This window comes from Gillisia marina (assembly GCF_000258765.1).
Taxonomy (GTDB): domain Bacteria; phylum Bacteroidota; class Bacteroidia; order Flavobacteriales; family Flavobacteriaceae; genus Gillisia; species Gillisia marina.
Genome location: NZ_AJLT01000066.1, coordinates 1 through 11,980, shown reverse-complemented (window position 1 = coordinate 11,980; position 11,980 = coordinate 1). Strand labels below are relative to the sequence as shown.

Here is an 11,980-nt window from a genome sequence, read left to right as displayed (position 1 = left end):
AAAAAAATCCTGTCTAATTAAAGACAGGATTCAATAATAATTAAAAATGATAGTTTCTTAACTATTCAACATCACCGGCATTACCAGCATTGTGATTTTTTCACCTTCATCCAAGCCATCTACCGGAGTAAGTATTCCGGCTCTATTTGGTAAACTCATTTCCAATTGAACTTCATTAGCATTAAGATTATTCAACATTTCTGTTAAGAAACGTGAGTTAAAACCTATTTGCATATCGTCTCCTTGGTACGAACAAGTTAAACGTTCTTCTGCTTTATTGCTGTAATCTATATCTTCTGCTGAAATATTTAACTCGGCACCAGCGATCTTTAAACGAACTTGGTGTGTAGTTTTGTTAGAGAAAATAGAAACCCTTCTTACTGAGCTTAAAAACTGACTTCTATCGATCACCAGCTTATTTGGATTTTCCTTTGGTATTACCGCTTCGTAGTTAGGATATTTCCCATCGATCAATCTACAGATTAACTGAGTATCTTCAAATATGAATTTTGCGTTAGATTCGTTGTACTCGATAAGTACATCGGTCTCACTTCCAGCCAAAATTCCTTTCAAAAGATTCAAAGGTTTTTTAGGCATGATAAATTCTGCTGCCTGAGAAGCAGTTACATCTTCTCTGGAATATTTCACTAATTTATGAGCATCTGTAGCAACAAAAGTTAAGCCTTCTGTAGAGAACTGAAAGAACACTCCGCTCATAACAGGTCTAAGATCATCGTTTCCTGAGGCAAAAATGGTTTTACTAATCGCCATCGCCAATACATCTCCTTGGATAATTGTACTGCTAGGATCGCTAAGCTCTACTGCATTTGGGAATTCTTCCCCATTAGCATATGCCAAAGCATATTTCCCGTGGTTAGAGCTTAATTCTATAGTGTTGTTATCTTCTACTACGAATGTAAGTGGTTGTTCTGGGAACGTTTTTAAAGTTTCCAATAACAATCTTGCAGGAACAGCGATAGAGCCTTCAGAATCTGATTCTACTTTCAATTTAGCCGACATGGTAGTCTCTAAATCGGAAGCCGAAACCGTTAATTCATCCTTTTTTAATTCGAATAAAAAATTATCTAAAATAGGAAGTGTGTTGTTATTGTTAATAACGCCTCCTAATATTTGAAGCTGTTTTAATAAATACGTACTGGATACTATAAATTTCATGGATCTAACAGTTATTTAATCAATACAAATATATCTTAATCCTTTAAAAACCGAAGTGTAATAGGTGATATTTTATTAACAGAAAAAATGAAATAATTTCTATCAACTCCTTGAAATTAAAGGCTTCTTGAAAATATTGTCTGGGATATTGTTAATATTTAATCTTGACCAATGTTTACGAACTACAAGACTACTTTTTTAGGTAGCGTCTTTTTCTGAAGAAAGAAAAGATAAAAGCACCAAACCCCAATAAGAGTAAAGGAATAACAAGATTTAATAGTTGCCATTTTTCGCGCTCCTTTGCTGTCTTTTGAGAATCTAAAAAAGCAATACTTATTTCTTTAGATCTAATATCTATTAGTCCGGAATCATCTAAAAGATAATTTACTGCATTCAGTAAAAATTCCTTATTCCCATAAGTGTTTCCTGTAAATCTATCGAAACCTAATTCTAAAGGCTGCCCTTTCTGAAGCTGATTTTTTATAACATCTCCATCGGAGATTACGATCATTTTGGTCGGTTTTCCATCATCTAATGCATCATCCAAATCAAAAGGTTTCACTCTGTTTTTATACACTGATTTAAATTCTCCTTCAAGCAAAACCGCCAACGGCAACTCTCCTGCAGTATAGGTGGAAAGATCCGGACGAGTATTTAATAAATTCAAACTTATCTCTCTGGGTGCTCCTTCGATCTTGGATTGAGGAGAACTGGAAAGAAGCACGGTCTTTTTAATGTCATTCCCAAGAATATCTATGGGATTCGCCCATTCAAATTTCACCGCCTCAATATTATTTATTATTGGGTGGTTATTTGGCGAAGTAGTAAGCGGACTATAGAACCATGGATACGGAGAAAACTGCGTGTCGTTCCCACTGCCACTTGCCAAAACTATTGGTGCCGAATAAATATCGTTTACTAAAGCAGGATTTATACGGATTCCATAAGAAAAGAAAAGGTCGTTTAAATTGAGATCTCTAGGCAATGCAAAGGCACTTCCTCTTTGGTTGAATAAACTGTCACTTTCCATTGCAGTTTGTTCAAAAAGCCAAAGTGACTTCCCGCCATTCATAAGATATTGGTCTAATACCAACTTCTCTTTTTCTGAATATGCTTGTGTAGGTTTTGCTTCAATAATAAGATCGAATTCCTTTAGATCTTGCAATGTTTTTTGGGGATAATTACCTACAGAATCTAAAGTGAATGGTGCTACAAAGTAATACTGCCTAATAGTTTTGATAAAATCGGCGATATAAGCATCTCCCAATTCTCCATTCCCGCGCATGATTGCGATCATTTTTTTCTTAGGCTGTACCAATTGCCCAATCGCATCGGCAAAGGAATACTCCAATTGCTGCACCGAATTATTTACGCGCTCCTCATCTGTTGCTCCTAACTTATTCTTAAGCAGCGGAATCTTTACAGTTTTGTTATTAAAATTTGCGATTGCCCAAGGGAAAATAATAGATTCACTGGCCTTTCCATTTTCCATGACGCTAATTCGCGCCGGGGTCATTCCTAATTCATAAAATTCCTGAGCTACCGCATTTGCATCGTCACCCTCGGCTAACGGATCTATAAAATTGAATTTTACATTGGAATTATAAGCAGCCATCTCTTCTAGAAACTGTCTGGTCTCGCTTTGTAACCTTCTAAATTCCGGAGGGAAAGTGCCTTTTAAGAACACATCGATTATTATAGGCGATTCAATTTCATCTATAATAGCCTTGGCAGCATGAGACAGCGTATATCTGCTATCTTCCGTGAGATCGAATCTAGTATGAATTTTGGATGCAAGAATATTCAACACCAGTAATCCAATAATTACTATAAATAGCTCTTTATATTTTGTCAAGTTTTTCAAGAGCTAGGCTTTAATTTTAGTTGAATAAATCTTGAAATATGTAAACGAAAGAAATAGAAGAATTACACTAAAAAAGAAAATAAGATCCCGCGTATCTAAAACTCCGCGGCTCATACTTTTATAATGATAACTAATTCCTAAATACTCAATTCCGTAATCTGAATCCTCAAATAGTTTAAAATCGGCTATTCCTTCAAAAGCAAAAAATAAAAAGAAGCAAAGAAAAACTGAAATTATAAACGCGGTGATCTGATTATTGGATACTGCGGAAGAAAATATCCCAATAGAAGTATAAGAGGCAGCGAGTAAAATTAAACCTAAATAAGAGCCTAAAGTAGCTCCAATATCCATATTTCCTACCGGGTCTCCCAAAGAATAGATAGTAAATACATAAAATATTGAAGGTAGGATTGCAATAAGCGATACTACTAAAGCTCCAAAATATTTACCTAAAACAAGATTCCAAAGACTTACGGGTTTGGTAAGCAAAAGTTCCATTGTGCCTTGTTTTATTTCTTCAGCAAAACTTTTCATGGTGATCGCGGGAACTAGAAAGATGAAAATCCAAGGCGCTAGATCGAAAAATGGCTTTAAATCTGCAAAACCGTTATCCAAAATATTATAGGAGCCGGAAAAAACGAATAAAAAAAAGACTGCAAAGCGTCAAGAATATTCCCACCACCAAATAGCCGGTTGGTGCAGAAAAAAATGATCGTATTTCTTTATTAAGGATCGCTACCAATATGATTTTTTTATTCTAAACTCACTAATTTATCTACGCTCCAAGCTTCCGGTTTCTGATTGAAATATTGTTTGGTGTTTTCCCAAACTCCTTTAAAAAGATCTGAATTTCGATACTTCTCTAGAGCCTGTTCGTTTTCCCAATAACTATACGTGAAAAACTGATTTGTATTGCTTTTATCTCTATAAAGTTCTAAAAAAAAGGCAACCTTCAAAACCTCTCACTTTAGACTTAATAGCTTCAAAATCGCTTAAAAAAAGTTTCTATATTTTCTGGCTGAAAGCCCATTTTTACAATTCGTACAAACATTTAAGATTCAAATTTTATGGTTACAGTATCTCTAAGTTCTAATCCAAAAAGGGTAGAAGCGCTGCCCACAGTACTAGGGTTGCTCTTATAAATAGCTAGTTCTATATAACCGGCAGAATTGAATATAGCCAGTTTCTTGCCGTCTTCTTCCCGTTTGTCTTTATCCTGCTTAAAGTCTATAGCATCACTATACGTTTTATAAACATTGGAAAATTTAGCTGTTCTAGCTGTGATCTTGAATTTCCTGCCCTTTCCAACATTTTCGAAGATCTTTCTAGTGATATTCGTTACAACATTTCCATAATTGTCTATATAAAGTACATGCCCAATAATCTGATTTTTTTCAGAATTGATATAAGGTTCAATTTCCTTTAAATATTTAATACTTTCAATAGATTTCCCAATCACATCCAATGTTCCACCGCGAGCGATGTGGCAAGCTACCCTCACAAAAACATCAAGCACAGGAAAATTAGTTTCTACCGTATTATGGATATTGATCTCTACAATTTTTTCAGGTTTAATTTCGGAAGCGATTAGAGAAAGAATTCCATTATTTGCACATATAAAATAATGATCGTCCAAGAGAATCGCCACATGTTTATTTTCGGGAGTTAATTCTGAATCGATTCCAATAATATGAATACTGCCTTTAGGAAAACATTTATAGGCGTTTTTTATAATATAAGAGGCTTCCGTAATATGAAAAGGAGAGATGGAATGCGAAATATCAACAATACGAACATCATTCATTTCTGAATAGATAGTCCCTTTAACGGCTCCAGCGAAGTGATCTTTTTCTCCAAAATCTGTCGTTAAAGTAATGATGGCCATAAGTAATTGTTGATATTTTTTTAAAGGTGAAGCCTGTTATTTATTGTAAGTTTGTAATACAGGCGAAGATAAATTTATTTCATCCAAATCCTGAAGAAATTTCTATAAAAATAGACAATTTTCATCAAGTAAAATCTTACATTGTTACTAGAATAAAAACTTAAAATGATTTAAAATCTAACATTAAACCTACTGCTTTTGAACGAACTCATTATCGAACTTTCCGAAATTAGTCCAAGAGAATTTTTTGGACAACAAAATGAACACATTGAACTCCTTAAAAAGTATTATCCAAAACTTAAGATTGTTGCTCGTGGTAGTAAAATAATGGTTTATGGAGATGAGGATATGTTGGAGGAGTTTGATAGGCGATTCACAATGTTGATGGATCATTTTGGAAAGTATAACACCTTAGATGAAAATGTAATAGAACGTGTGCTTTCCAGTAATGGGAAGGAAGATTATTCTACTTCTACTGAGAGCGGACAAACATTGGTGCATGGAGTTGGAGGTAAGCTTATAAAAGCTAAAACTGCAAATCAGCGTAAGTTAGTGGAACTTGCTATGAAGAACGATATGCTTTTTGCTATTGGTCCTGCAGGTACAGGGAAAACCTATGTGGGTGTTGCGCTTGCTGTAAAAGCACTCAAAGAAAAGCAGGTAAAACGTATCATTTTAACCAGACCTGCTGTGGAAGCAGGAGAAAATTTAGGGTTCTTACCGGGGGATTTAAAAGAGAAACTAGATCCTTACATGCAGCCTCTTTATGACGCGCTTAGAGATATGATTCCGCATGAAAAATTGGAAATATTTATAGAAAAAGGAATTATACAAATAGCTCCTTTAGCATTTATGCGTGGGCGAACCTTAGATGATGCATTTGTGATCTTGGATGAAGGACAAAATACTACGCATGCCCAAATGAAAATGTTTCTCACAAGGATGGGAAAAAATGCAAAATTTATGATTACCGGAGATCCGGGACAAATAGATTTACCAAGAAGAACTGTTTCAGGATTGAAGGAGGCGTTACTTGTATTAAAAGATACCAAAGGAATAGGGATGATCTATTTAGATGATAAAGATGTGGTAAGACATAAATTAGTTAAAAATATTATCGCAGCTTATAAGAAGATCGAACACGCTGAATAATAAATATTCGAATTCAACTAAATTCAACAAAAAAATAATGTGATCTCTATATTGAGGTTTAATACTATTTATGAAGAATACTATAATTGACACCAATTTTAATTTTCCGGGACAAACCCAAGTATATAAAGGAAAGGTTAGGGAAGTTTATCACTTAGAAAATGACCTCTTAGTAATGATTGCAACCGATAGACTTTCCGCTTTCGATGTAGTTATGCCTAAAGGTATTCCCTACAAAGGCCAGATCTTAAATCAGATTGCAACCCAAATGATGGCTGCAACTATCGATATTGTTCCAAATTGGCTAGAGGCAACACCAGATCCTAACGTGGCCGTAGGAAAGAAATGTGAGCCTTTTAAAGTGGAAATGGTAATCCGTGGTTATTTATCTGGGCATGCAGCAAGACAGTACAAAGCTGGGAAACGAATGCTATGTGGAGTTTCAATGCCTGAGGGAATGAAGGAGAATGATAAATTTCCTACTCCCATTATAACTCCAGCTACAAAGGCTGAAATGGGCGATCATGATGAGGATATCTCTAAAGAAGATATTTTAAAAAAAGGTATTGTATCTAAGGACGATTATGAGCTTTTAGAAGATTATACTAAAAAACTATTCCAAAGAGGAAGCGAAATTGCCACTTCTCATGGTTTAATTTTAGTAGATACCAAATACGAATTTGGAAAGACGACAGATGGAGAAATTGTACTGATAGATGAAATCCATACCCCAGATTCTTCTCGTTATTTTTATGCTGAAGGATATAAAGAGCGACAGGAAAAGGGCGAAGTTCAAAAGCAATTATCTAAAGAATTTGTGAGACAATGGCTAATTCAAAATGATTTTCAAGGCTTGGAAGGTCAAAAAGTCCCGGAAATGAGCGATGATTATATTGCTACAGTTTCAGAAAGGTATATAGAATTATATGAAAAGATTACAGGATTTCCATTCGAAAAAGCAGATGTTTCCAATATTGAAAAACGCATTGAAAGCAATGTTCTGGATTACCTAAAACATAGAAGGAAATAGACTTTTTTGTCTATTTGTAATACCTAACATAATCGATATAAAACCGGGCTGGAAAAATGGAATCGTCTATTTCTCCGGCCCATTTTCCTCCAAGAGCTAAATTTATAATTAAATAAAACGGTTTTTGAAAGATGTTTTCTCGTCCTTCTCTCTCTGCGTCTTCAATGGTAAAGCAGTGAAACTCTAGATCATCTATCATATATTTGATGCTTTTCTCATCCCATTCAATTGCATAATTATGAAAACCATCTGAAGAAAAAGGTATCTCAAAACTTTTTGCAGATGAATTCATTTTTTTGTTATCCAATTCTGGAAAGTGTATAGCCCCATGAATCTCATTTGGAGATTTGCCTACATGCTCCATAATATCTATTTCCCCACATTCAGGATATCCAACTTTCTCCTTATTTTCTCCCAACAGCCAAATTGCAGGCCAGGTTCCATTCCCTTCCGGTAATTTTGCCCTTATTTCAATTCTGCCATATTTAAAAAGTTTTTTTTCATCTGTATTTATTCTGGCAGAAGTGTAATTAGATCTCTTATGATTTTCTTTTCTAGCTTCAATAATTAGTATACCATCTTCAATACGAATATTGTTAGTTCTAGAAGTATAATATTGCTCCTCATTATTATGACCCAAACCTTTTTCGAAATTCCAAATATCAGTATCGATCTTTCTACCTTTAAATTCTTCCGCCCAGACTAGGCTTCTATCTTGAGATTGCATTTTTGGAGAGATTAAAATAAATAAGAGAATTAGCGCTCGCATATTAAAAAGTTGAGATTCACTCTTTGCTAAAAGTATGCCAATAAATAATTTCAAATTTCAGTAAACTTAGTTTAATATGATCTTATTTTATGGTATAATTGTTGAATATTAAAAATAGCATTTAGTCTCTTGTATTTAGCATTTTCAAAAAAAAATAAAATGAAAAAAATTATTGTAATTGTATTATTTTTTAATTCCTATTTAGGGTTTTCTCAAAACGAAGTAAGTGATTATGTGACTTTGAGAGATCAACTTAAAGTTTATAATGAGAACGGTCAAATAAGTAATAGCAAATTGGATGGATCACCATACCTAATTGAGGAATTTTCTAAAGGAAAACTTCTACAAGAGGGTAAAAATGATGTGGAAGTATTTTTTAGATATAATGTACTTAAAGATATTGTTGAAATTAAGCAAAAACCAAATCAAAATGAGATTTTTATTTTGCCGCGTACGGAAAATTTTGAATTTCAATTACCTGAATATTCATTTTTTCTCAAAAAAATGATTACCAAGGAAGGTGAGGTCATTTCTGGTTACCACATAAAATATTATGAAAGCGATGATATTTTATTTATTGGAGAGCCAAAATCTAGGATTACAACAGCCCAAGCTGCTACAACTAGTTATGAGAGGGACAAGCCATCTAAAATTATAATTAATATGGATTATTACCTGAGTTTAAATGGAAATCCTTTGACTGAGGTTAGATTAAAAGAAAAAGATTTTAAAAAGATTTTAAAGAATTCGTCAGATTTAAAAGAATATTTTAAGGAACAAAAAATGAAAGAAATTGACGATTTTAAAGAAATGCTGAAATTTTACGAAACTATTAATTAATTCCTATTTAAGTTAACTCAATTTCGTAATCGCTTATCATTTCTAACATCACCTTTTCTGAACTAGATAAAGAGGAAGAATCTTCAGATTCTTTCTCTTTTACTTTATTAAAATAAGGAACAATAGCTCCATTTTCATAATTTTCGGTAATGAATGGATGCACATAATAGCTTTTACAAACTGTTCTGGTATTGCCTAAACCTTCTGCTGAAGCATCAATAGCTTCTAATATGGCTTTTGCATTTTCTTTTTCATCTTCTTTGTATCCAATTTCATATAGCGTTTCAAAGTATATTTTTGAAGCTGCCCAAGTTCTAAAATCTTTGGCTGTAAAACTCGACCCACTTAGTTCCTGAATATATCCATTTATCATAGAGCTATCAACCGTTTGCTTCTGCCCATCTTCATCATAGAATTTAAAGAGTTCCCATCCCGGAATTTCCTCGCATTGATTTACTAGTTTGATTAGCTTTTTATCGGAAACTGAAACCGAATGTTCTTTACCTTTTTTACCAACAAATTCAAACTTAAGTTTATTCTTAGAGATCTTTACATGCTTAGTTCTTAAAGTAGATAGACCATAGGTTTTATTCTTTTTTGCATAATATTCATTTCCAACTCTAATATGGGTTTCTTCCATTAACCGGATAACTAGCGCCAAGATTTTACGCTCATTCATTTTAGATTGATCAAGATCTTCATCTACTTTTTTCCTGATTTTCGGTAAGGCTTTTCCGAAAGTGATCATCTTAAAGAATTTGGTTTTGTTTCTTAATTCAGACCAAGTTGGGTGATACATATATTGTTTCCGACTTTTTTCATCGAAACCCACAACCTGTAGATGTCCATTTTCTAGATGGGATATTCTAACATCTCTCCATGCCGGCGGGATAACTAAGCTTTTGTATCTATCTAGTTCTTTGCCCGCCAAGATTTTCTTTCCATCTCTATTGTAGGTATAGCCTCGACCTCTCTTTTTTTCGTGAAACACTAAGTTTGGATTCAGATATATAGATGAGGTTTGCAATACTAGCCGCTTGCTCAGGATTATTCAATAATCCGCTTACTTCATTTGGCGTTAAAGTCATTTCCTTTTTTATTATAAATATAAAAGGAATGGAAGCGAACAGATTATAATTATTTGTGAAAAATTAAATAAATAAAAACGGTTGCTTCAACAAAAATGAAGCAACCGTTTAAAAATATTGTAGATGACTTAGCCTTAATCAAAATAGCTAAAGGTCTCTCCATCTTTAATATTTAGAAGACTTTCATAAATCAACTTAATAACATTCTCTACATCATCTTTATGTACCATCTCAACCGTGGTATGCATATATCGTAACGGTAAAGATATTAAAGCAGATGCTACACCGCCGTTGCTGTATGCAAAAGCATCAGTATCTGTCCCCGTTGCGCGGGAAGCTGCATTTCTTTGGAATGGAATATCCTTTTTCTCTGCGGTATCAATTATTAATTCCCTCAGCTTATTTTGTATCGCAGGCGCATAAGAAATTACGGGACCAGCACCAATTTTCGCATACCCATTTGTTTTCTTATCAATCATGGGAGTTGTAGTATCATGAGTAACATCCGTCACAATAGCCACATTTGGTTTAATACGCTGCGTAATCATTTCGGCACCTCGCAAACCTATTTCTTCTTGTACAGAGTTAGTAATGTACAATCCAAAAGGTAATTTTTTCTTGTTTTCTTTCAGTAAACGTGCAACTTGAGCAATCATATATCCACCCATTCTGTTATCTAAAGCACGGCAAACAAATTTATTATCATTAAGAATAAAGAATTCATCTGGATATGTTATTACACAACCAACATGAACACCTAATTCTTCAACTTCAGTCTTTGTAGAACAACCAACATCTATAGTGATGTTATCTAATTTAGGTGTTTCTTCTTTCTCTTTATTTCTAGTATGTATTGCAGGCCATCCAAAAACGCCTTTAACAATACCATTTTTAGTATGGATGTTTACTCTTTTAGAAGGAGCAATTTGATGGTCACTTCCACCATTTCTTATTACATAGATAAGTCCCTCATCGGTAATGTAGTTTACATACCATGAAATTTCATCTGCATGACCTTCTATTACCACTTTAAATTTTGCCTTCGGATTAATTACCCCAACCGCAGTTCCGTAAGTATCGGTTATAAATTCATCCACATAAGGTTTCATATAATCCATCCAAATTTTCTGTCCTTCCCATTCGTAACCAGTAGGGGAGGCGTTATTTAGATATTTTTTAAGGAATTCCATGGATTTTTTATCAAGCAAATCTTTCTTTGTCATAGTATATTTTGATTATTTCTATAAATAGCCGATTTCATAATTTATCCTGAAACCGGTAACATTCCTAGTATAAGCTAAAAAAGAGCTAGTACACCTAATATTTAGCACGAATTTAATAAGAATAAAATTTCCTACAAGTGCAATAATTGTAAATTTGGAATGGTTTTAGTAAATGATATTCAAAATTTAAAAAGTTGCAATTTGAAATTTAAGCTAACATATATTTTCTTTTTACTTCTGTTAAATGCATGGAGCCAAACTAATGTTCCAGAGCAGGATACTATTCAGCAAGATACTACTCAAAGGGAATATTTTATAGTAATGGGGGACACCGTTGTTCGCGAGACTATAGATTTGGATGAGGTGCTTATTCTTGGAAAGCTGAAATTTGGGTCAGATCAGGCTAGAAGGCGCTACCTTATATTAAGGAGAAAAACCAGAAAAGTCTATCCGTATGCTAAATTGGCTTCAGAACGTTTATTGGAACTGGAATCTAGGTTAGGTCAAATTAAATCCAAAAGAGACAGAAAGAGATATACTAAAGTAGTACAGAACTATATTGAAGATCAATTTTCTGCCGAACTTAAAAAGCTCACTCGTACCGAAGGTCAGATATTGGTAAAACTCATCCATAGGCAAACGGGGGAGACAGCGTTCAAGCTTATTAAAGATCTAAAAAGTGGTTGGCGCGCCTTCTGGTACAATTCTACAGCCAGCTTATTCGACATTTCTCTAAAAGAAGAGTATCATCCAGAATCCAATCAGGAGGACTATTTAATAGAAGATATTCTTCAGCGCTCCTTTCAATCTAAGATTCTAGAGCCGCAACCCAGTGTATTAGACTTTAATTTTCACGAGCTTACTAATAAATGGACAACCGGAAGATAACTTATAGTTAATTCCTTTAATATTTTGGGCGTTTCCCCTCGCGAGCCTCGGGGTCGGGCTTTCCG

Annotated in this window: 11 protein-coding genes and 1 pseudogene; 4 read left to right on the top strand and 8 right to left on the bottom strand. The window is 34.0% G+C overall.

Annotated features, from left to right (window positions below):
• Positions 1-57 precede the first annotated feature (57 nt).
• The 5 genes and pseudogenes from dnaN to ON07_RS13085 all read right to left on the bottom strand — a co-directional run bounded on the left by dnaN (position 58) and on the right by ON07_RS13085 (position 4,925).
• On the bottom strand, positions 58-1,176 hold the full coding sequence (dnaN, locus tag ON07_RS13105) for a DNA polymerase III subunit beta (RefSeq protein ID WP_010232309.1): 1,119 nt from the start codon (positions 1,174-1,176) through the stop codon (positions 58-60).
• Positions 1,177-1,366: 190 nt separating this feature from the next.
• Entirely contained in the window at positions 1,367-3,040 is a 1,674-nt protein-coding gene (gene gldG / locus ON07_RS13100) for a gliding motility-associated ABC transporter substrate-binding protein GldG (protein WP_029331995.1), read from the bottom strand.
• Positions 3,041-3,043: 3 nt separating this feature from the next.
• Positions 3,044-3,655 carry an ABC transporter permease gene (locus ON07_RS16710; protein ID WP_010232307.1) on the bottom strand — a complete coding sequence of 204 codons (612 nt, stop codon included), beginning with the start codon at positions 3,653-3,655 and terminating at the stop codon, positions 3,044-3,046.
• Between the two features lie 137 nt (positions 3,656-3,792).
• Positions 3,793-4,091 (bottom strand): annotated as a pseudogene (locus ON07_RS15635) (putative quinol monooxygenase).
• The gene (locus ON07_RS13085) at positions 4,092-4,925 is read right to left on the bottom strand and encodes an SAM hydrolase/SAM-dependent halogenase family protein (protein ID WP_010232303.1); all 834 of its coding nucleotides are present in this window, start codon (positions 4,923-4,925) and stop codon (positions 4,092-4,094) included. It abuts the pseudogene before it with no gap.
• 198 nt (positions 4,926-5,123) lie between these two features.
• Here ON07_RS13085 and ON07_RS13080 point away from each other — a divergent pair, with 198 nt between their 5' ends.
• Together ON07_RS13080 and ON07_RS13075 are read left to right on the top strand one after the other, a co-directional pair.
• The gene (locus ON07_RS13080) at positions 5,124-6,077 is read left to right on the top strand and encodes a PhoH family protein (protein ID WP_010232300.1); all 954 of its coding nucleotides are present in this window, start codon (positions 5,124-5,126) and stop codon (positions 6,075-6,077) included.
• 70 nt (positions 6,078-6,147) lie between these two features.
• Positions 6,148-7,107: a phosphoribosylaminoimidazolesuccinocarboxamide synthase gene (locus tag ON07_RS13075; RefSeq protein WP_010232298.1), complete on the top strand. Its 960-nt coding sequence runs from the start codon at positions 6,148-6,150 to the stop codon at positions 7,105-7,107.
• 10 nt (positions 7,108-7,117) lie between these two features.
• Here the strand turns inward: ON07_RS13075 and ON07_RS13070 are convergent, their stop codons facing one another.
• Positions 7,118-7,930, bottom strand: a complete 813-nt coding sequence (locus ON07_RS13070) for a glycoside hydrolase family 16 protein (RefSeq protein WP_010232295.1) — start codon at positions 7,928-7,930, stop codon at positions 7,118-7,120.
• Between the two features lie 105 nt (positions 7,931-8,035).
• Between ON07_RS13070 and ON07_RS13065 the strand changes: the two genes are divergently transcribed.
• Positions 8,036-8,716, top strand: coding sequence for a hypothetical protein (locus ON07_RS13065; protein WP_029331992.1), 681 nt, complete (start codon positions 8,036-8,038; stop codon positions 8,714-8,716).
• A gap of 7 nt (positions 8,717-8,723) precedes the next feature.
• Here ON07_RS13065 and ON07_RS15630 read toward each other — a convergent pair whose 3' ends face one another.
• Both ON07_RS15630 and ON07_RS13055 read right to left on the bottom strand, forming a co-directional pair.
• Entirely contained in the window at positions 8,724-9,707 is a 984-nt protein-coding gene (locus ON07_RS15630) for a DNA topoisomerase IB (RefSeq protein ID WP_010232291.1), read from the bottom strand.
• 231 nt (positions 9,708-9,938) lie between these two features.
• Positions 9,939-11,027 (bottom strand): M42 family metallopeptidase, encoded by a 1,089-nt coding sequence (locus ON07_RS13055; RefSeq protein WP_010232290.1) that lies wholly within the window; start codon positions 11,025-11,027, stop codon positions 9,939-9,941.
• A 159-nt stretch (positions 11,028-11,186) separates the two neighbouring features.
• Between ON07_RS13055 and ON07_RS13050 the strand changes: the two genes are divergently transcribed.
• Positions 11,187-11,915 (top strand): DUF4294 domain-containing protein, encoded by a 729-nt coding sequence (locus ON07_RS13050; protein ID WP_010232288.1) that lies wholly within the window; start codon positions 11,187-11,189, stop codon positions 11,913-11,915.
• Positions 11,916-11,980: the final 65 nt, after the last annotated feature.

Excerpts from the sequence above, each read along its gene's own strand:
- ON07_RS13050 (WP_010232288.1), top strand. The coding sequence starts at position 11,187 with ATGGTTTTAGTAAATGATATTCAAAATTTAAAAAGTTGCAATTTGAAA.
- dnaN (WP_010232309.1), bottom strand. The coding sequence starts at position 1,176 with ATGAAATTTATAGTATCCAGTACGTATTTATTAAAACAGCTTCAAATA.
- ON07_RS13085 (WP_010232303.1), bottom strand. The coding sequence starts at position 4,925 with ATGGCCATCATTACTTTAACGACAGATTTTGGAGAAAAAGATCACTTC.
- ON07_RS13065 (WP_029331992.1), top strand. The coding sequence starts at position 8,036 with ATGAAAAAAATTATTGTAATTGTATTATTTTTTAATTCCTATTTAGGG.
- ON07_RS13075 (WP_010232298.1), top strand. The coding sequence starts at position 6,148 with ATGAAGAATACTATAATTGACACCAATTTTAATTTTCCGGGACAAACC.
- ON07_RS13055 (WP_010232290.1), bottom strand. The coding sequence starts at position 11,027 with ATGACAAAGAAAGATTTGCTTGATAAAAAATCCATGGAATTCCTTAAA.